This window comes from Streptomyces sp. NPDC058457 (assembly GCF_042720695.1).
Taxonomy (GTDB): Bacteria; Actinomycetota; Actinomycetes; order Streptomycetales; family Streptomycetaceae; genus Streptomyces.
On record NZ_JBHXLU010000041.1, the window covers coordinates 48,689 to 68,996 of the forward strand.

General features: G+C 71.7%; 15 protein-coding genes. 7 read left to right on the forward strand and 8 right to left on the reverse strand.

Annotated elements, in window-relative coordinates; translation table 11 throughout:
• Positions 1 to 93: 93 nt before the first annotated feature.
• The 4 genes from ACFWPS_RS28595 to ACFWPS_RS28610 all read left to right on the forward strand — a co-directional run bounded on the left by ACFWPS_RS28595 (position 94) and on the right by ACFWPS_RS28610 (position 7,087).
• Positions 94 to 1,299: an ROK family protein gene (locus tag ACFWPS_RS28595; RefSeq protein ID WP_383709615.1), complete on the forward strand. Its 1,206-nt coding sequence runs from the start codon at positions 94 to 96 to the stop codon at positions 1,297 to 1,299.
• Between the two features lie 205 nt (positions 1,300 to 1,504).
• Entirely contained in the window at positions 1,505 to 3,325 is a 1,821-nt protein-coding gene (locus tag ACFWPS_RS28600) for an alpha-galactosidase D (protein ID WP_383709618.1), read from the forward strand.
• 115 nt (positions 3,326 to 3,440) lie between these two features.
• Entirely contained in the window at positions 3,441 to 5,786 is a 2,346-nt protein-coding gene (locus ACFWPS_RS28605; protein ID WP_383709621.1) for a glycoside hydrolase N-terminal domain-containing protein, read from the forward strand.
• A 164-nt stretch (positions 5,787 to 5,950) separates the two neighbouring features.
• Positions 5,951 to 7,087, forward strand: a complete 1,137-nt coding sequence (locus tag ACFWPS_RS28610) for an SGNH/GDSL hydrolase family protein (RefSeq protein WP_383709708.1) — start codon at positions 5,951 to 5,953, stop codon at positions 7,085 to 7,087.
• Positions 7,088 to 7,103: 16 nt separating this feature from the next.
• Here ACFWPS_RS28610 and ACFWPS_RS28615 read toward each other — a convergent pair whose 3' ends face one another.
• The 4 genes from ACFWPS_RS28615 to ACFWPS_RS28630 all read right to left on the reverse strand — a co-directional run bounded on the left by ACFWPS_RS28615 (position 7,104) and on the right by ACFWPS_RS28630 (position 13,605).
• Positions 7,104 to 9,989, reverse strand: coding sequence for an AAA family ATPase (locus ACFWPS_RS28615; protein WP_383709623.1), 2,886 nt, complete (start codon positions 9,987 to 9,989; stop codon positions 7,104 to 7,106).
• Between the two features lie 117 nt (positions 9,990 to 10,106).
• Positions 10,107 to 10,460 carry a UBP-type zinc finger domain-containing protein gene (locus ACFWPS_RS28620; RefSeq protein WP_383709625.1) on the reverse strand — a complete coding sequence of 118 codons (354 nt, stop codon included), beginning with the start codon at positions 10,458 to 10,460 and terminating at the stop codon, positions 10,107 to 10,109.
• Positions 10,457 to 11,932 carry an ATP-binding protein gene (locus ACFWPS_RS28625; protein WP_383709628.1) on the reverse strand — a complete coding sequence of 492 codons (1,476 nt, stop codon included), beginning with the start codon at positions 11,930 to 11,932 and terminating at the stop codon, positions 10,457 to 10,459. The genes ACFWPS_RS28620 and ACFWPS_RS28625 overlap by 4 nt, the downstream gene beginning before the upstream one ends.
• Complete coding sequence (locus tag ACFWPS_RS28630) at positions 11,929 to 13,605, reverse strand: FAD-dependent oxidoreductase (protein WP_383709630.1); 1,677 nt, start codon at positions 13,603 to 13,605, stop codon at positions 11,929 to 11,931. Before ACFWPS_RS28630 ends, ACFWPS_RS28625 begins: the two co-directional genes overlap by 4 nt.
• 190 nt (positions 13,606 to 13,795) lie before the next feature.
• Here ACFWPS_RS28630 and ACFWPS_RS28635 point away from each other — a divergent pair, with 190 nt between their 5' ends.
• Positions 13,796 to 14,665: a universal stress protein gene (locus ACFWPS_RS28635; RefSeq protein WP_383709633.1), complete on the forward strand. Its 870-nt coding sequence runs from the start codon at positions 13,796 to 13,798 to the stop codon at positions 14,663 to 14,665.
• 21 nt (positions 14,666 to 14,686) lie between these two features.
• On the opposite strand, the gene ACFWPS_RS28640 is transcribed toward ACFWPS_RS28635, so the two are convergent.
• The 3 genes from ACFWPS_RS28640 to ACFWPS_RS28650 all read right to left on the reverse strand — a co-directional run bounded on the left by ACFWPS_RS28640 (position 14,687) and on the right by ACFWPS_RS28650 (position 17,448).
• A complete protein-coding gene (locus ACFWPS_RS28640) occupies positions 14,687 to 15,961 on the reverse strand; it encodes a DUF4032 domain-containing protein (RefSeq protein WP_383709636.1) in 1,275 nt (424 codons plus the stop codon).
• A 24-nt stretch (positions 15,962 to 15,985) separates the two neighbouring features.
• Positions 15,986 to 16,735 carry an MBL fold metallo-hydrolase gene (locus ACFWPS_RS28645; protein WP_383709639.1) on the reverse strand — a complete coding sequence of 250 codons (750 nt, stop codon included), beginning with the start codon at positions 16,733 to 16,735 and terminating at the stop codon, positions 15,986 to 15,988.
• A gap of 86 nt (positions 16,736 to 16,821) precedes the next feature.
• Positions 16,822 to 17,448, reverse strand: a complete 627-nt coding sequence (locus ACFWPS_RS28650; protein ID WP_383709642.1) for an alpha-ketoglutarate-dependent dioxygenase AlkB — start codon at positions 17,446 to 17,448, stop codon at positions 16,822 to 16,824.
• A 120-nt stretch (positions 17,449 to 17,568) separates the two neighbouring features.
• Here ACFWPS_RS28650 and ACFWPS_RS28655 point away from each other — a divergent pair, with 120 nt between their 5' ends.
• Both ACFWPS_RS28655 and ACFWPS_RS28660 read left to right on the forward strand, forming a co-directional pair.
• The gene (locus ACFWPS_RS28655) at positions 17,569 to 18,225 is read left to right on the forward strand and encodes a TetR/AcrR family transcriptional regulator (protein WP_383709645.1); all 657 of its coding nucleotides are present in this window, start codon (positions 17,569 to 17,571) and stop codon (positions 18,223 to 18,225) included.
• Between the two features lie 17 nt (positions 18,226 to 18,242).
• Positions 18,243 to 19,916 (forward strand): FAD-binding dehydrogenase, encoded by a 1,674-nt coding sequence (locus tag ACFWPS_RS28660; RefSeq protein ID WP_383709711.1) that lies wholly within the window; start codon positions 18,243 to 18,245, stop codon positions 19,914 to 19,916.
• Here the strand turns inward: ACFWPS_RS28660 and ACFWPS_RS28665 are convergent.
• On the reverse strand, positions 19,913 to 20,260 hold the full coding sequence (locus tag ACFWPS_RS28665; protein WP_383709647.1) for a DUF488 domain-containing protein: 348 nt from the start codon (positions 20,258 to 20,260) through the stop codon (positions 19,913 to 19,915). The two genes, ACFWPS_RS28660 and ACFWPS_RS28665, sit on opposite strands and share 4 nt — an antisense overlap.
• Positions 20,261 to 20,308: the final 48 nt, after the last annotated feature.

Below are 20,308 nucleotides of genomic sequence, written 5' to 3' on the forward strand. Positions count from 1 at the left end.
GTCATCCGAAGTCACGGCCGCCTCACAGCAAATCTTCAGCGATTCCTGTTTCTTTTATTGACAGCGGAAAATAAGGGTCATAGGTTCCCGGCCATGCGCTCGACCATCCGTGGCGAAACGTTTCCGGCCCACACGCCGGCAGCCTCGCAGATCTTCACCACAGTGCTGTCCCACGGGCCCCTCACCCGGCTGGAGGCGGCCCGGCGGGCCGGACTGTCGCCGGCCGCCGTGACCAAGGCGGTCCGGCCGCTGCTCGCGGCCGGCTACCTGGCCGAGGATGCGGACGGCGAGGCCCGGCCCGCGCTCGGACGGCCCGCGAACCTGGTACGGGTCGACGGCGGGCGCGCCCTGTTCATCGGTGTCAAGGTGACCGGCGACGAGGTGATCGCCGTCCTCACCGACCTGTGCTGCCGGATCCGGCTGGCCCGTCGGCTGCCGGTCACCGACCGCACCCCCCGGGCCGTCCTCGCCTCGATCGCCGAGCTGACCCACGAACTGCGGTTCGAGGCCGAGGAGTTCGGCGCCCCCGTCCTCGGTCTGGGGATCGCCGTCTCCGGTGATGTGGACCGCGCCGAAGGCGTCGTACGCTACTCGCCGTTCCTGGACTGGCGGGACATCCCTCTCGCCGAACTGGCCGCCATGACCGCGGGGTTGCCGGTCGTCGTCGACAACGACGTACGGGCCCTGACCGTCGCCGAGCAGTGGTTCGGCGCCGGTGTCGGGCTCTCCGACTTCGCCGTGGTCACCGTCGGAGCGGGCATCGGCTGCGGACTGGTGGTCCACGGCCAGGTGGTCGCCGGTGCGCACGGAGTGGCCGGCGAGATCGGGCACGTCGCCATCGACCCGGCCGGGCCGCTGTGCCACTGCGGCAACCACGGCTGTGTGGAGGCGATCGCGGGGGGTGCCGCGATCGTCGCCCGCGTCCGGGAGGTGACGGGACGGGAGGTGGCCGACGCGGTCGAGGCGGCGGCCCTCGCCCACGCGGGCGTGGCCGGAGCGCGGGAGGTGTACGCCCGTGCCGGTGCGGCCATCGGCCGGGGCATCGCGACCGTGGCGAACCTGTTCGGCCCCGAACGCGTGATCATCTCCGGCGAGGGCCTCGCCGCCCACGACCTCCTCGCCGAGCAGATCCGTGACTCGTTCGCCGCGGCCGCCTTCGGCTCCGCCGCGCGGTGCGACGTACAGACCCGCCCGCTCCCGTTCGAGGAGTGGGCCCGCGGGGCCGCGGCCGCCGCGATCCAGTCTTTCATCACGTCAACTCCCCAGCAGGGAAAGGGGGTGTCGCCCGGATCGGGTTGACGTGAGGAACGGCCGCCGTGCAGCCGACCCGAGAGGGGTCCGGTACGTGCAGCTGCACGGCGGAGAAGGGAGTCGGCGCGGAGCGCCGGCGACCGACGACAACACCGTAGATGTGCGTGCCAGACCCCGCCTCGTCGAGCTGATCCAGCAGACACCCCTTCAGGGCTGAGCCGCCCACAACCCCCGAACCCAGGAGGTAGGGCCCATGCGGTCACCTTCGTATTCCGTCCTGCCCGCACGCGGGCTGAGAACCGTCCTCGTGCTGGCACTCACCGCGGCCTTCGCGGCCGCCGTGCCCGCCGCACAGGCCCAGACGCCCGCCCAGACACCTGCGCAGACGCCCGCACAGGTCGCCGCCAAGCCGTACATGGGCTGGTCGAGTTGGAGCATGCAGTCGTCCAAGTACCCGGGCCTGAACGACAAGGGCGACTACAGCTACCTGACCGAGGCGAACGTCCTCAAGCAGACCGACGCCATGGCGAGCAAGCTGAAGCAGTACGGCTACGACTACATCAACATCGACGCCGGCTGGTGGATGGACTGGAACTGGAAGACCGGTTACGACCAGTACGGCCGTCAGAAGGCCGACCCGGCCCGCTTCCCCAGCGGCATGAAGGCCGTCGCCGACCGTATCCACGCCAAGGGTCTCAAGGCCGGCATCTATCTCCCGGCCGGTCTGGAGAAGGGCGCGTACGGCGACGGCAAGACGCCGATCTGGAACGCCGACGGCTGCACCACCGCCGACATCGTCTACGACGACCTGCGCACCACCAACGGCTGGGACAGCGCGTACAAGATCGACTTCGACAAGCCGTGCGCGCAGAAGTACATAGACTCCCAGGCCCAGATGATCGCCGGCTGGGGCTACGACTTCCTGAAGCTCGACGGCGTCGGCCCCGGCTCCGGCAAGAGCGGCGACCAGTACAACAACGTCGCCGACGTGGCCGCCTGGAACAAGGCGATCACCGCCACCGGCCGCCCGATCCACCTGGAGGCCTCCTGGTCCCTGGACTTCGGGCACGCCGCCGACTGGCAGAAGTACACCAACGGCTGGCGCATCGACACCGACGTCGAGTGCTACTGCAACACCCTCGTGAGCTGGGAGAACTCCGTCAACGACCGCTGGGACGACACCCCGGCCTGGACCGGCAAGGCGGGCCCCGGCGGCTGGAACGACCTCGACTCCCTCGACGTCGGCAACGGCGCGATGGACGGCCTGACCAAGGCCGAGCGGCAGAGCTACGCCACGCTCTGGGCCGTCGCCAAGTCGCCCCTGTTCACCGGCGACGACATGACCAGGCTCGACGACTACGGCGTCTCCCTGCTGACCAACCGTGACGTCATCGCGATCGACCAGAGCGACAACCCGCCCGCCCGGCCGATCACCCCGTCCGACCCGCAGCAGGTCTGGGCCGCGAAGAACGCCGACGGGACGTACACGGTCGCCCTGTTCAACCTCGCGGACTCGCCCTCGGCCGTCACCGCCGACTGGACCGCCCTCGGCTTCACCGGCAAGGCGTCGGTCCGGGACGTCTGGAACAAGGAGAACCTGGGCAGCTTCCAGAACAAGATCACCGAGGCGCTGCCGGCGCACGGCTCGCGGCTGTTCACCGTGACGCCGAAGGGCAGCGCGCTGGCCTCCACCGGGTACGAGGCCGAGGCGAGCGGCAACACGCTGAGCGGGAACGCCTCCGTCGCCGGGTGCGACGCGTGCTCCGGGCAGAAGAAGGTCGGAAACCTGTACCAGGGCGGCAAGCTGACCTTCAACAACGTGGTGGTCGACAAGGCCGGTACGTATCTGGTGAAGGTGGCCTACATCAGCGGTGACTCCCGGTCGGCCACGATCGCGGCCGACTCCGGGGGCGGGACCGGCCACAAGTTCCCGTCCACCGGGGACTGGGGGACCGTGGCGACGGTGAGTGTGCCGGTCACGCTGAAGGCCGGTGCGAACACCGTCAGCATCGACAGCGGGTCGGGGTACGCGCCGGACGTCGACCGGATCGACGTTCCCAAGTCACCTCGGTAGTCGCTTCGGCAAGTGCGTCGTTCGGGAACTGCCGGCCGGTGGGGGCTGGTCGCGCAGTTCCCCGCGCCCCTGAAGGGGCGCGTTGTATCGCCCCAGACTTTCAAAGGACAGCGTCATGCAGAATCACCCCAGCAGACGAAGCTTCCTCGCTCTCGCCGCGGCCACCGGAGCCCTCGCCGGGCTCCCCTCCTTCACCGCCTCCGCCGCCCCGGTGCGGTCCTCGGAGCCGCTCACCTCTCCTCGTCACCAGCTGTGGTGGCAGGCGCCGGCCGACGACGGGTCGATGATCACGCAGGGTCTTCCCGTCGGCAACGGGCGACTCGGCGCACTCGCGAGCAACGACTCCGGCCGTGAGCTCCTCCTCGTCACCGACGCCACGTTGTGGACCGGCGGGCTGAACGACACCCTCGACTCCGACGGCCAGTTCCCCTACGGCCGTGCCGACTTCGGCTCCCTCACCCTCCTCGCCCGGCTCGTCGTCGAGATACCCGACCACGACCTGGGCGCCGTCTCCGACTACCGCCGCACCCTCGACCTCGACAACGGCGTGGTGACGGCGTCCTACGTCCGCTCCGGGGTGACGTACCGGCGGCAGATCTTCGCCAGCCGTCCCGACGACGTGATCGTGCTGCACTTCGGCCAGGACGGCGGCGGCCGCTACACCGGCACCATCACCTTCGAAGGCACCCACGGGGAGACCGGCGGCACCGCCGAGTCGTTCGCCGGGTCCTTCGCCAACGGCCTGAAGTACGGGGCCGCCGTCAAGGCGTACGGCAGCGGCGGCAGCGTACGGGTGAGCGGCTCGCACATCACCTTCACCGACTGCCGCGAGCTGACCGTCGTCCTCAGCGGCGGCACCGACTACGCGCCGGACGCCGCCGCCGACTACCGCGACCCCTCCGTGAACCCGGTGGCGCTGGCCGGCACCAAGGTCAAGGCGGCCGCCCGGCACTCGGCCGACTCGCTGCTGCGCACCCACGCCGCCGACCACCGGGCGCTGTTCGGGCAGTTCGACCTCTCCCTCGGCACCTCGACCGCCGACCAGCGCGAGCTGGACACCTGGGCGCGCATCCAGGCCCGCGCCGACACCGGCGACCCCGACCCGGAACTCGAGGCCGCCTACGCCCAGTTCGGCCGCTATCTGATGATCGCCGGATCGCGCGACAGCCTGCCGATGGGCCTCCAGGGCATCTGGCTGGACGGCAACGACCCGGACTGGATGGGCGACTACCACACCGACATCAACATCCAGATGAACTACTGGATGTCCGACCGGCTGGGCCTGTCCCAGTGCTTCGACGCCTACACCGACTACTGCGTCGACCAGCTCCCCTCCTGGACGGACCTCACCCAGCGGCTCTTCCAGGACTCCCGCAACCGCTACCGCAATTCCAACGGCAAGGTCGCCGGCTGGACCGTCGCCATCTCCACCAACCCCTTCGGCGGGGGCGGCTGGTGGTGGCACCCGGCGGGCAACGCCTGGCTGTGCCAGAGCCTCTGGGAGCACTACGAGTTCACCCAGTCCCGGGCCCACCTGGAGAAGATCTACCCCCTCCTCAAGGGTGCCTGTGAGTTCTGGGAGGCGCGGCTGCTGACCACCACCCTGGACGACGGCAGGGAGGTGCTGATCGCGGACAGCGACTGGTCGCCGGAGCAGGGACCGCTGGACGCCAAGGGCATCACCTACGCCCAGGAACAGGTGTGGATGCTGTTCGGGAACTTCCGGACTGCGGCCGCCGAGCTGAAGAGGGATGCTGGATACGCGGGCACCATCGGCAAGCTCCGGGACCGCCTCTACCTGCCGGTGGTGAGCCCCAAGACCGGCTGGCTGGAGGAGTGGATGTCCCCGGACAACCTCGGCGAGACCACCCACCGCCACCTCTCGCCGCTGATCAACCTCTTCCCCGGCGACCGGATCCGCCCCGACGGCTCCACCCCCGCCGACATCGTCAAGGGCGCCACCGCCCTGCTCACCGCCCGCGGCATGGACAGCTTCGGCTGGGCCAACGCCTGGCGCTCGCTGTGCTGGTCCAGGCTGAAGGACGCCGACAAGGCCTACCAGCTCGTCGTCCGCAACCTCCGCCCCTCGGACAACGGGAGCAACGGCACCTCACCCAACCTCTTCGACATCTACCAGGTCGAGGAAGGCCGGGGCATCTTCCAGATCGAGGCCAACTTCGGCACCCCGACCGCGATCCTGGAGATGCTGCTGTACTCCCGCCCGGGCCACCTGGAGCTCCTGCCGGCCCTCCCCGACGCCTGGGCAGCCTCCGGCAAGGTCACCGGGGCGGGCGCACGCGGCGGCTTCGTCGTCGACCTGAGCTGGCGCGACGGCAAGCCCACCGAGGCCCGGATCCGCAGCGTCGGCGGACGTACCACCACGGTCGTCTACGGCGGCAGGACCCGGACGGTCACGCTGAAGCCCGGCGCGTCCGTCACGCTGAAGGACCTCGCGCGGTGACCGGCCGGTTCGCGCGGCTCCTCGGCCTCGCCGCCGTCTTACTGGCCACGGTCGCCTGCCAGACCGGGCCCGCCCAGGCGGCACCCGTGTGGGAGCCGTCCTCCCAAACGTCCTCCCAGCCGTCCTCCCAGCCGTCCTCCCAGCCGTCCTCCCAGCCGTCCTCCCTGCCGTCGTCCCAGGCCGGCGCCTCGGCCCGGCACGACGTGGTCACCTGGGGGGCCAGCGCCGACCAGATGGGACAGGGCACCGCCGACCGCGGCTACCGGCTGGTCGTGCACACCAGCGCCGCCGGCAGTGGTCTGCGGGTGCGCCTGTCCAACGCGTTCGGCGACCGGCCCCTGACCCTGGACAGCGTCTACGCCGGTCTGCAGAGCCAGGGCGCCGCCCTCGAACCGGGCAGCAACAAGCGGCTGACCTTCGACGGCGCCCGCACGGTCACCGTGCCGGCCGGCGCCACCGCGTGGAGCGACCCGCTGCCCGGCAGCCTGCCCGCCGGCAGCAACCTGGTCGTCAGCCTGCACAGCCCGGACGCGGCCGGCCCCGCCACCGGCCACTGGATGGCCATGCAGACCTCCTACGCCACCCAGGGCGACCACACCGCCGAGGAGAGCGCCGCCAACTGGACCGAGACCACCGGCTCCTGGTGGTACCTGGACTCGGTCTCCGTACGGCCGAAGAACCCGGACACCGGGGCGGTGGTGGCGCTCGGCGACTCCATCACCGACGGCTGGGCGTCCACCAGCGACCAGAACCGCCGCTGGCCCGACTACCTCGCCCGCCGTCTCCAGAAGGCGGACACCGCGGTCAAGGGCGTGGCCGACGAGGGGATCTCCGGCAACAAGGTCCTCGCGGACGGCGCCGGTCAGGCCGCCCTCAACCGGCTGGACCGCGACGTCCTCAGCCAGCCGGGCGTCCGTACCGTCTTCCTCTTCGAGGGGGTCAACGACATCAAGGCCCACACCGGGGTCACCGCGGCCGACCTGATCGCCGGCTACCAGGAGGTCGTCCGGCGGGCGCACGCGGCCGGGAAGTGCGTGGTCGCCTCGACCGTCGGGCCGTTCGAGGGCTGGTCGGAGTGGGACCCGGCGGGCGAGGCCGTACGCCAGCAGGTCAACCAGTACATCCGCACCAGCGGGGCGTTCGACGGGATCGCCGACTTCGACCGGATCCTGCGCAGCCCCTACGACCAGGCACGGATGCTGCCGTTCCTGGACGGCGGCGACCACATCCACCCCAACGACAAGGGAATGCAGGCCATGGCCGACTCCGTCGACCTGGCGAGCCTCGACTGCGACCACTGAACCACCCCCCGTCTGATCACCCCTGCGCCGTCGGCTCGGGGGTGATCAGACGTTCCCGGTAGGCGATCGCCACCGCCTCCGTACGGCTCGCCGCACCCAGCTTGGCGAGGATGTTGGAGACATGGACGCTCGCCGTCTTGCCGGTGATGAACAGTTCCTCGCCGATCTGCCGGTTGCTGCGGCCCAGCGCCAGCAGCCGCAGCACGTCCTGCTCGCGTGCGGTCAGCGGCGAGACCGGGTTCTCCGCCGACGCCGCCGACGCCGACCGGCGCAGCAGCGTCTCCGCACGCTCCAGCAACGGCGCTGCCCCCAGGGCCGCCGCCGTCTCCCGGACCGCCCGCGCCTGCTCCCCGGCCTCCGCACGCCGGCCGTCGGCCGCCAGGGCCTCGGCGTACCGCAGCCGCACCCGGGCCGCCTCGTACACGTCGCCGTCGGCGAAGGCGGCCGCCGCCTTCTCCCAGGCCGCGATGTCCGGCCCGGACACGGTCCGGGTCCACTCGGCCTCGGCACGCGCCAGCCAGGCCTGCCCCTCCGGCCCCTGCCCCGCGGCCGTCGCCCGTGCCAGTTCCACCAGTTCACCGGCGACACCGCTCCAGCGGTCCGTGCTCCCGCCGCCGCGCCGTTCGGCCGCCGCCCGGTCCGCGACCGCCGCCAGCGCGAGCGTGGCGAGCCGGACCGTCACGTGCGGCGCCCGCCCCAACTCGTCGGAGAGCACCGCGATCGCGTCCCGCGCCCGTGCCACGGCCTCCTGCGGATCACCGCGCAGCGCGGCCGCGTCGGTCAGCACGATTCCCCCGACGAACGTGCCCATCCAGTCGAACGGCTCCCCGAGCAGCGCCCTCGCGCGCTCCACGACATCCGGTTCGCCCCGGGCCAGCGCGATGTACAGAACGGGCCCCTCGGCGAAACCCGGCGCCGGATCCGCGCGGGCCACCCGCACGCACTCGTCCCACTGCCCCAGCGTGAAGAGCACCAGCAGCCGCAGATACCGCATCTCCAGCGCGTACGGCGAGGACAGCAGCCCCGAACGCCGGGCCCGGTCGAGCCCTTCGGTGATCCACGGCAGGCACTCCCGCAGCTCGCCCGACTCGAAGCAGCCGATGGCCAGGCTGAACAGCGCCCGCATCTCCACCGGCGTGTCCCCGGCCGACCGGGCCAGCTCCCGCGCCTCCCGCAGCCGCTCCCGCCCCTCCAGGGTGCGGCGCCCGCCGCCCTCCAGCCGGGCCAGGGAGATCAGCAGGTCGGCCCGGGCGGCGGTGGCGCCGATCCGCTCGGCGACCTCCAGGGCCTGCCGCGCGACCCGCAACGCCGTGTCGTCGTCCCCGATCTGGCGGGCCGCCATGACATGGGTGGCCGCGGCCCACACCCAGGTCCGGGACGGCGGTTCGGCGGGGATCATCGCGAGCGCCTCGCTGCTGTAGGCGAACGCGGCGGCGAGGTTGTCGACGGTCATGAGGTTCCCCGCGAGGGTGTAGCGCACCCGGGCGGCGAGTTCGGGATCCGCGTCCTGCCCGGTGCCGGCCAGCGCGGCCCGGGTCAGGGACACCGCCCGGTGCGCGGCACCGGAGTGCGCGGCCGCCGCCGACGCCCGCAGCGTCAAGGACACCGGGTCCAGCCCCTCACCGGCGGGCCGCGCCTCGCACGGCACGGCCGGCCACAGGTCCAGGGCCGCCTCCAGATGCCTCAGCTCCTCCGCGGGGGCGCCCACCCGCCGGGCGTGGTCCGCGGCCTCCACGGACGCGGCCAGCGCCTCGGGCAGATCGTGGCTCTCCCGGTAGTGGTACGCCCGCTCGGCCGCCGTCGCCGCCCCGCCCCCGCGCGCGGCGAGCAGCCTGGCGTACGTGCCGTGCAGCCGCGACCGCTGCCCGGGCAGCAGATCGCCGTAGACGGCCTCGCGCGCGAGGGCGTGCCGGAAGGCGTACGTGTCCCCGTCCCCGGCGACGAGCAACTGCCGCCCCACGGCCTCCCGCAAGGCGGCCTCCAGCTCCTCCTCCGGGAGCCCGACCGCGTCCCGCAACAGGTCGTGCCCCACCCGGCGCCCGGCCACGGCGGCCGTCCGCAGCACCTGCTGGGCCGTCTCCGACAGCTGCTCGACCCGGATGAGCAGCAGATCGGCGAGCCCGGTGGGCATCCCGTCCGTGTCGGCGGCGGCCACCAGCTCCTCCGTGTAGAAGGCGTTGCCCTCGGCCCGCTCGACGATGTCCCGCACGGTCGCGTCGGACAGCGGCCGCTCCTCCAGCGCCCGCACCAGCCGCGCCACTTCGGCATCGGCCAGCCGCCGCACCTCCAGCCGCTCCACACCGGGCAGCCGCACCAGCTCGGCGAGCAGCGGCCGCAGTGGATGCCGCCGGTGCAGATCGTCGGCACGGTAGGACGCCAGCACGGCGAGCCGCCGGGGGAGCACACCCCGGCTCAGCAGGAACCGCAGCAGGTCACGCGACGACTGGTCGGCCCAGTGCAGATCCTCCAGGATCAGGAGCAGTGGGGCGATCGTGGCGAGATCCGCAAACAGCCCGGCCACACCTTCGAAGAGCCGCAGTCGCGCGTCGGCGTCACGGGACGAGTCCGGGGCGGCACCGAGGAGACGCTCCACCGCGGGATGGGCGGCGAGAACCCCCGAGAACCGCTCATCACCCGCCAGCACCCCGAGGATCTCGGTGAACGGCAGATACGGCAGCCCCACGTCACCGAGATCGACACAGTGCCCGGTGACGACGGTGGCCCCGACGGTACCCGCCCGAGCCGCGACCTCGTCCAGCAGCCGAGTCTTCCCGACCCCCGCGTCCCCGGCGACCAGCACGGCTTGCCCACTACCGCTCCTGGCACGCTCCAACACCCCGGCAAGGCGGCCCAGTTCGTCGTCCCGCCCGATCAGAGGGCTGCCAAAAGATCTCTGCGACACGCCCTCATCCTCGCAAGAAGCGCGAGGCGAAACCCCCAAGGGGCGCGGGGAACTGCGCGACCAGCCACGAACAACCCGCAGCCGCCGTCACCACAGAACCCCCACCCCTCCAGGCGCTCAACCCCGCAGAACCCGAGCCCAGTCCTCCGGCACCCGCTCCGCAGGCCCCGGCACGGACTGCTCCGCAGGATGACTTACCGGCGGCGCCAACTCCGGCCCGGCCTCGAAGAGTTCATCCGTCTCGTAGTTCCAGAACCACCCCTCGCCCGGCTCGTAACTACGGATCACCGGATGCCCGGTCTCATGGAAGTGCGCCGTCGCGTGCTTCGCCGGCGAGTCGTCGCAGCATCCGATGTGCCCGCACTGCGTACACCGCCGCAGATGGAACCACCAGCCCCCCGCCGCATCGCACTCCACACACCCGGCACCGCTCGGCGGAACGTTCGTGTCTATCGCGGTGTCGCCACTCATACTGCCTCCACAGCTGTCTCGGATTCCTCGGGCGCCTCGGCGGTCAGCGGAAGCAGCACCTGGAACCGGGTGTCACCGGGCTCCGACTCCACCCGCATGGTGCCGTGATGCTTGTTCACGACGATCCGCCACGAGATGTCCAGACCGAGCCCCGTGCCCTGCCCCACGGGCTTGGTCGTGAAGAAGGGGTCGAAGATCCGGTCCTTGATCTCCGGCGCGATCCCGCTCCCGGTGTCCCGGAACTCGACCAGCAGTTGCTCGTGGTCGAGAGCCGTCCGCACGGTCAGCGTGCCGTGTCCGTCGCCCTCGCCGCCGTCCTTCATCGCGCAGACCGCGTTGTCGATGAGGTTGGTCCACACCTGGTTGAGCTCGGCGGGGTAGGCGGGCACGGGCGGGACCGTACGGTCGTACTCCTTGACCACCTGGATGCCCTGCCCGATCTTCCCGGACAGCATCAGCAGGGTGCTGTCGAGGAGTTCGTGCACGTCCACCTCCCGGTACGGTGCCCGGTCCAGCTGGCTGTACTGCTTGGCCGCGTCGACGAGGTGCGAGATGCGGGTGGTGGAGTCCTCGATCTCGTTCATCAACAGCTCGGTCTCGATGGTGTAGTTGAGCCAGCCGACCGAGTTCGGCAGGATCTCCTCGTCGACGGCGGCGGCGACCTGCTCCAGCCAGTCGACGTCCAGCCCGGCCTGCACGAAGGTCGGCGCGAGCTCCCAGCCGTGGTCGATGCCGTGGTCCTCCAGCCAGTCGGTGAGCGCGTCCTCGCGGTCGGCGGCCTCCAGCGGGCTGAGCGACGACGCCTTGGCGACCCGTTCCGCCGTGCGCTCCTGGATCTCGATCAGACCGGACAACTGCTCCCGCGAGAACGGCCCTCCGGCGATGATGGCGAGCTTGTGCCGCATCTTCGCCACCCGCTCGCGCAGTGTCGACGTGGCCCGCACGGCCGCCGCGGCCGGGTTGTTGAGCTCGTGGGTGAGCCCGGCGGACAACGAGCCGAGCGCCAGCAGCCGTTCGCGCTGCCCGATCGCCGCCTGGGTGTTCTTCGAACCGAAGAACAGGCCCTCGAGCAGGTGCACGGCCATCGGGAACCACTCGCGCATGATGTCCGCGAACGTGTCGGCCGGCAGCACGAAGAACCGCGTCGGCTCGGTCACCCGCATCGTGTTGTTGTACGCCTGCCGCACCCGGTCCCCGAGGTACGCCTGCATCGCGCCCGCGTACACCCCGGCCTGCGAGGTCCGGGTCACCTCGACGTCGTCCCCGCCGACCTGCCGGGAGAGCACCACCGTGCCCTCGACCATCACGTAGAAGCAGGTGGCCGGATCACCCTCGGTGTAGACCGGGCCCGGCTGGAACAGCTCCACCCGGCCCGCCGCGCACAGCCGACCGAGCTGCTCCGGCTCCAGCTTCTCGAACAGGAACAGCGCGCCGATCTCCTTCGGGCTGCACGGCATCGGCTGCCCGCTCATGACTGCTCCAGATACCGGTGGACAAGCATCACTGCCATGGCTCCTTCTCCGACGGCGGACGCGACACGCTTGGCGGACTCGGCGCGTGCGTCGCCCGCCACGAACACGCCGGGAATGCTGGTCTCCAGGTGGTACGGCGGCCGGTCCAGCTCCCAGCCCGCCGGTGGCCGTCCGTCGACGGTCAGGTCGGGCCCGGCCAGGATGAACCCGCGTTCGTCCCGCAGCACCGTGTCGCCGAGCCAGTCGGTGAGCGGTGCCGCCCCGATGAAGACAAACATCCACTGGGCGTCGACCTGTTCCCGGTCCCCGCTCTGCACATGGCGCAGGGTGAGCTGCTCCAGGCGCTCGACGCCGTGCGCGGCGTCCACCACCGTGTGACTGCGCACGGCGATGTTCGGGGCCTCGTTGATCTGCTGGATCAGGTAGTACGACATCGAGGCCGACAGGTCGGCGCCGCGGACCAGGAGGGTCACCGACTTGGCGAACCGGGACAGGTACATCGCCGCCTGGCCCGCCGAGTTGGCGCCGCCGACGATGTACACGTCCTGGCCCTGGCAGGAGGTCGCCTCGGTGAGCGCGGAGCCGTAGTACACCCCGCAGCCGGTCAGGTCGAGACAGCCGGCGGCCTCCAGCTGCCGGTACTGCACACCGGTCGCCAGGATCACGCTGTGCGCCGCGACCGCCGAGCCGTCCGCGAACCGCACCACCCGTGCGGCCCCGTTGATCTCGAGTCCCGTGACCTCGCGGGCGGTCAGGATCTCCGCGCCGAACTTGGCGGCCTGCCGCCGGGCCCGGTCGGTGAGCTGGGCGCCCGACACGCCGTCCGGGAAACCCAGGTAGTTCTCGATCCGCGAGCTCTGCCCGGCCTGCCCGCCGGTCGCCGACCGCTCCACGAGCACGGTCCTGAGCCCCTCCGACGCCCCGTACACGGCCGAGCCGAGCCCGGCCGGGCCGCCGCCGATCACCACCAGGTCGTAGAAGTCCGCCGTCGGCGTCGTCGCGAGCCCCACGTGCGCGGCCAGCTCCGGGGCCTCCGGCTCCACCAGGGGCGTGCCGTCCGGTGTGATCACCAGCGGCAGCCGCGTCCCGTCGGCCTCGGCCGCGGCCAGCAGCCGCTGCCCCTCCGGCTCCTCCACCGAGTACCAGCGGTACGGAACCTGGTTGCGGGCCAGGAACTCGCGCACGTCCGAGGACCGCGCCGACCAGCGGTGCCCGACGACCTTGGTGGCCGGGACCGGCTTGTAGTCGCTGGCCCGCCAGGCGTCGAGCAGGTCGTCGAGGACCGGGTAGAGCTTCTCCTCCGGGGGGTCCCAGGGCTTGAGCAGATAGTGGTCCAGATCGACGACGTTGATCGCGTCGATCGCCGCGTTGGTGTCCGCGTACGCGGTCAGCAGCACCCGCCGCGCGCCCGGATACACGTCCAGGGCCTGTTCCAGGAACTCGATGCCGTTCATCTGCGGCATCCGGTAGTCGGCCAGGATCACCGCCACCAGGTCGCCGCGGAGTTTCAGTTCGCGCAGTGCCTCCAGCGCCGAGTCCCCCGACTCCGCGCGCACGATCCGGTACGACGCGCCGTAGCGGCGCCGCAGGTCCCGGGCGACGGCACGGGACACACCCGGGTCGTCGTCCACGGTCATGATGACGGTCCGTGCCGCGTCGGCAGCCTGTGCCATACGTCTCCCACCCCGAGCCGTTGGTTCCACGGGACGACGGGCCCTCCGCGAGGAGTGCGGCCACCGTACCGGTTCCCGCCCATCGTATGTTCGATCGCCCGCCTCCGCTCTTGTACGACGGTGCACGGCGGGCACCCGCCGGTGCGCAAGACTGATCATGCAGACGCGGAACCGACGAGGAGGCCGGTGCATGACACGCCCGATCACGGCAGGGGTGGACGGTACGGAGGAGAGCATCGCCGCTCTCGACTGGGCGGCCCGGGAAGCGGTGCGCCGGGGGCTGCCGCTGCGGGTCGTGCATGCCTGGCGGTACGAGGCGCACGAGGCGGTCGGCGTTGACCGGGAGACCCAGCGCGGGTGGGTGTCCGACGGAGTGACCGAGTCGGTGCGGACCGTCACCGGGCGGTATCCGGAGCTCGCGGTGAGCGTCGACGTGGTGGAGGGCGGCCCGGTCGAGGTGCTGGTGGACGCCGCGGCCGGCGCCGAGCTGCTGGCGCTGGGTTCGCGCGGGCACGGCCGGGTCGTCGGGTTCCTGCTGGGTTCCGTCGGCCAGCAGGTGATCGCCGAGGCCGCCCGGCCGGTGGTCCTGGTGCGCGCCGGGGACCGGCCCGCGGCGGAGGCGGCCGGGCGGGAGGTCGTCGTGGGCCAGCAGGGCGGGCCCGAGGACAGCGCGGCCGCGCTGGAGTTCGCGTTCGAGACGGCGGCGGCCCGGGGCGCGACGGTCCGGGTGGTGCGGGCCTGGACCCTGCCGCCGGTCTTCGCCTACAGCCCGGGCTCGCTGAAGCTGCTGGACGAGGCCGGCGGCATGGAGCCCTTCGAGAGGAAGGCGCTGTCCGAGGCGGTACGGCCGCTGCGCGAGCGTTTTCCGGGGGTGCCGGTCGCCGAGCACGTCGAGATGGGCAGCGCGGGCCAGGTGCTGCTGTCGGTGGCCGGTCACGCCCAGCTGATGGTCGTCGGGCGGCGCGCCCACCGCACGGCGGTCGGGGCGCGCATCGGGTCGGTCGCGCACGGGGTGCTGCACCACGCCGACTGCCCGGTGGCCGTGGTCCCGCACGACTGACCCACGGCCCGCCCGCTCGGCTCATTCCGGGGTGACCGGCTCCAGGGTCTCCCGCGCCTTGGGCAGCACGTTCTCGATGTAGTCGTCGACCGCCTTGTCCAGGCCTATGTCGTGCTGCGCCTGCTCGGACAGGTACCAGCGGTGTTCCAGCAGCTCGTGGTAGATCTCGGCCGGGTCCATGGAACCGCGCAGCTCCAGCGGTACGGCCCGCACGGTGGGGCGGAAGACGTCCCGCACCCACCGGTGGGCCAGCACCTCTGGTCGCGCGGCATGGGGGTCCCCCCTGCTCGAACGAAGTTGAGAGCTTGGGGGAGGGTCGCCCGGGGCGTAGTCGTCCTGGGTGGCCATCCAGCTCTCCAGGTCGTTGAGCAGCCGCCGGGCCTGGTTCTCCTCGGCGTCCAGGCCGGTCAGCCTGAGCAACTGGCGCTGGTGGTGGCCGGCGTCGACGACCTTCGGCACGAACGTGACCGAGTCGCCGTTGGAGGAGTGCTCGATCTGCATCTCGGCCACGTCGAAGCCGAGGTCGTTGAGCCGCCGGATCCGGCGCTCGATGTACTGGTACTTGCCGGCCGGGTACACCGAGGTCCGGGTCAGCTCCCCCCACAGCTCGCCGTAGCGGGTGCAGATCTCGAACCCGAACTCGATCGGGTCCAGGGACGGGTGCAGCGCCCCCGACGCCTCCAGGTCGAGCAGCTCACCGCTGATGTTCACCCGGGCCAGGTCGAGGTCGTACTCCCGCTGCCCGTTGCTCAGCTGCGGGTGCAGGTCGCCGGTCTCGGCGTCCACCAGGTACGCCGCGTACGCGCCCGCGTCGCGCCGGAACAGGGTGTTGGACAGCGAGCAGTCGCCCCACGCGAACCCGGCCAGGTGCAGGCGCACCAGCAGCACCGCCAGGGCGTCCATGAGGCGGTGCATGGTGGCCGGGCGCATGGTCGTCTCGAACATCGAGCGGTACGGCATCGAGCCGCCCAGGTGCCGGGTGACCAGCACCGACTCCAGGGGTTCGCCGGCCGGGTCGAGGCGGCCGGTGATCACTGCAAGGGGGTCGACCGCGGGGATGCCGAGCCGGTCGAGGTCGCGCAGCAGTTCGTACTCGCGCAGCGCCGGGCGCTCCGCGAGCTCCTTCACCGCGATGACCTCGCTGCCGGCCCGGGCGTAGCGCACCACGTGCCGTGAGATGCCCCGGGGGAGCGGCACGAGGTACTCCTCGGGCCACTCCTCCAGCGGGACGTCCCAGGGGAGTTCGAGCAGGAGCGCGGGATGCTCCGGGTTGGTGGCGCTGATCTGCAAGGCCATGGGACGAACCTTAAGGCCGGAGGGTTACGAGGCCAGCTCCCGGGCCCGCTCGGCGGCCGCCCGTACCGAGCCCCGGTGCAGCGGGCCGTGGCCCGGCAGCAGGGCGTCGCCGTCGAGCGCGCCGATCAGTTCCAGCGAGGCGAGGGCCCGGTCCCGCTGGTGATGGAACATGTCGGGCAGCAGCTGCGGCCCCTGGATCCGTGAGGTGCGGTGGCCGCTGACCAGGGCGTCCCCGGAGATCACCAGACCGGCGTCGGGCAGGTGGTAGACGGTGTGCCCGTCGGTGTGGCCGGGGGTGTGCACCGGGACCGGTCGGCCCGGCAGGTCGAGGGGGCCGTCGGCGACCGGGAACGCCTCGGGCGCCTTGACCGGGTGCTGCTCGGTGCCGCCGACGCGCAGCACGTGCACCAGCCACGGCACCACACCCGGCCGCCAGGCGTTCTTCAGCACCTCGCCCACGGCCACCTGCTGGAGGAAGTCCCGGCGGGCGTGCGGTACTTCGGCCTCGTGCAGATAGACCGGCGTACCGTGGGCGTCGCGCAGGTACTCGGCCGAGCCGAGGTGGTCGTTGTGCGCGTGCGTGATCAGGACGGCCGCCACCGCCGCCGGTGAACTGCCCACCTCCGCGAGGGAGTCGAGCAGTCCCTGCCGGTCGCCGGGGTAGCCGGTGTCGACCAGCGTGACGGCGTCACCGTCCTTGAGGATCACCCAGTTGGTGTGCTGTCCGTGCACCAGATAGGCGCCCTTGCCGACTTCGTGTACCGCTGCCCGCATGATCACTCCGGCTCGCCCGTTCGTGCAGATCGAAACGGAGGACAGCCAACCACATGGCGTGGGTCACCGGTTGACGAGGACCCTGGTCAGCGCACGCCGGGTGGCCGGAACTGGACGCTGATCCGCGGCCCGGTGGCCCGGGCCGTCTTGGGTATGCAGTGCTCCCAGGTCCGCTGGCAGGAGCCGCCCATCACGATCAGGTCGCCGTGGCCCAGCGGGCGCCGGACCGAGGGGCCGCCGTGCAGCGGGCGCAGCAGCAGGTCGCGGGGGGCGCCCACGGAGAGGATGGCGACCATGGTGTCCTCGCGCGCACCCCGGCCGATCCGGTCGCCGTGCCAGGCGACGCTGTCCCGGCCGTCGCGGTAGTAGCAGAGCCCGGCGGTGGCGAACGGCTCGCCCAGCTCCTCGGCGTAGTGCCGGGTGAGCGCCCCGCGGGCCTCGGTGAGGACGGGGTGGGGGAGCGGGTCGGTGGCGCCGTAGAAGGCGAGCAGGCGCGGTACGTCCACGACGTTGTCGTACATCGTGCGGCGCTCGGCATGCCACGGGACGTCCGTCGCCAACTGTTCGAACAGCGCGTCGGCGCCGCTCAGCCAGCCGGGCAGCACGTCGATCCAGGCGCCGGAGCCCAGTGCGGTCCGGCCGATGCCGTCGAGGCTGCCGAGCCGCAGCTCGTCGGTCTGGTCGAACAGGGAGCCCTGGAGGTGCGTGGCCATGAGTTCAGCGTACTCTGTAATCGAAAATATGTTCCCTTCAGATTCTCCGCGTGTGCCGTCGTAGGTCTTTCGATACGTTGGTGTATCCGATACATTCGCGTATCGAACGGAGGCCGGTACATGGCAGCGAGCGGCGGTGCGCCCCAGCGCGTGACCCGGCGGCGGGTGCAGACCCGCGCCCGGCTGCTCGACGCCGCGTTCACCGTGTTCGCCGCCAAGGGCTTCGGGCGGGTCTCCATCGAGGAGGTCTGCGAGGCCGCCGGGTTCAGCCGCGGCGCCTTCTACTCCAACTTCGCCACCCTCGACGAGCTGTTCTTCGCCCTCTACCGGGAGCGCGCCGACCTCATAGCCCGGCAGGTCGCCGACGCGCTCGCCGGCGACGGACCCGACCTGGACGTACCGGCCTCGGTGGACCGGGTCACCGACGTGCTGCTCCTCGACGTGGACTGGCTGCTGGTGAAGACCGACTTCCTGGTGCACGCCGCCCGGGACCCGGCCGTCGCCGACATCCTCCTCGACCACCGCACCCGGCTCCGCCAGGCCATCGCCGACCGGCTCTTCCGGGCCCGCGGCCACACCCCGGTCCCCGCCGTGCTCGGCGATGCCGACGGCGCCGCGCACGCCGTGGTCGCCGCGTACGACGGGGTCACCGTCCAGCTGCTGCTCGACAAGGACGTGGACCGGGCCCGTACCTGGCTCAAGCAACTGCTCACCGCGCTGCTGACCGAAGGCAGCACCCACCCCGCACGAACGAACGGCACCACACACCCCGTATGAGAAGGGCAGAAGTCGCCATGGACGCGGACGTCATCGTCGTCGGAGCCGGCCTCGCCGGCCTGGTCGCGGCGCACGAACTCACCAGCAGGGGCAGGCGCGTCGCCCTGGTCGACCAGGAGAACTCCGCCAACCTCGGCGGCCAGGCGTTCTGGTCCTTCGGCGGGCTCTTCCTCGTCGACTCGCCCGAGCAGCGCCGCCTCGGCATCAAGGACTCCTTCGACCTGGCCTGGAACGACTGGCAGGGCAGCGCCCAGTTCGACCGGAAGGACGACGAGGACTCCTGGGCGGTGCGCTGGGCGCGTGCGTACGTCGAGTTCGCGGCGTACGACAAGCGGCCCTGGCTGCAGAGCCACGGCATCAGCCTGCTGCCGACCGTCGGCTGGGCCGAGCGCGGCGACCTGCGCGCCCACGGCCACGGCAACTCCGTCCCACGCTTCCACGTCGCCTGGGGTACCGGCACCGGTGTGGTCGAGCCCTTCGCCCGCTACGCCAAGCAGGCCGCCCGCGACGGGCTGCTCACCTTCCATCACCGTCACCAGGTCGACGAACTCGTCGTCCAGGACGGCGAGGTGCGCGGGGTGCGTGGCACGGTCCTCGCCCCCGACGACTCGCCGCGCGGCGTCGCCTCCAACCGCGACCGCCTCGGCGACTTCGAACTCACCGCCCAGGCCGTCGTCGTCACCACCGGCGGCATCGGCGCCAACCACGACATCGTCCGCCGCTACTGGCCCGAACGCCTCGGCACGCCCCCCGCCGAGATGGTCACCGGCGTCCCCGCCTACGTGGACGGCCGCATGCTCGACATCAGCGCCGACGCCGGCGTCCGCCTGGTCAACCGCGACCGCATGTGGCACTACACCGAGGGCCTCCAGAACTGGAACCCCGTCTGGCCCGGCCACGGCATCCGCATCCTGCCCGGCCCCTCCTCCATCTGGCTCGACGCCCTCGGCCGCCGCCTGCCCGACCCCTGCCTGCCGGGCTACGACACCCTCAACACCCTCAAGTACCTGCGCACCACCGAGGACATCGCCGACTACGACCACTCCTGGTTCGTCCTCACCCGGAAGATCGTCGAGAAGGAGTTCGCGCTCTCCGGCTCCGAGCAGAACCCCGACATCACCGCCAAGGACCGCAAGGCCGTGCTCCGTGACCGGCTGCTCGGCAAGGGCGCGCCCGGCCCGGTGCAGGCCTTCCTCGACCACGGCGCGGACTTCGTCACCGCGAACTCCCTGGATCAGCTGGTGAAGAAGATGAACGGCCTCACCGACAAGGCACTGCTCGACGCCGCCGAGGTGCGCCGCCAGATCGTCGCCCGCGACCTGCAGATCAACAACTCCTACAGCAAGGACTCCCAGGTCCAGGGCATCCACAACGCCCGCCGCTACATCGGCGACCGGCTGGGCAGGGTCGCCACCCCGCACCGCATCCTGGACCCGGCCGCCGGACCGCTGATCGGCGTCAAGCTGCACGTCCTCACCCGCAAGACCCTCGGCGGCATCCAGACCGACCTGGACTCCCGCGCCCTCGGCGCCGACGGGCAGCCGATCGGCGGGCTGTACGCGGCCGGCGAGGTGGCCGGGTTCGGCGGCGGTGGCGTGCACGGCTACAACGCGCTGGAGGGCACGTTCCTCGGCGGCTGCCTGTTCTCGGGCCGGGCGGCGGGACGCGCGGCGGCGGAGCAGACCGCCTAGGCGGTGAGGAGCCGCGCCAGCACCGTGGCGTGGCTCCCGTCCGGGGTCTTGGACGCGGTGAGCAGGGTCACCTGGCCCTTTCGAGTCGACTCCCGCAGACCGTCGAGGAGTTCGGCGGCCTCGGGAGTGGCCAGCTCGGCCTCGTAACGACGGGTGAACTCCTCGTACGACCCGCCGTCGTGGAACCAGCGGCGCAGCTCGTTCGACGGCGTCAGCCCCTTCGGCCACTCGTCCACCTGCGCGTTCTCCTTGGACAGCCCGCGCGGCCACAGCCGGTCCACCAGGACGCGCACCCCGTCCTCCGGCTCGGGCGACTCATAGATCCTGCGGACGCGCACGCTCACGATCGATGCACCTCTCGGCTCGCCGACGGTGCCGCGAGCGTATGCGGG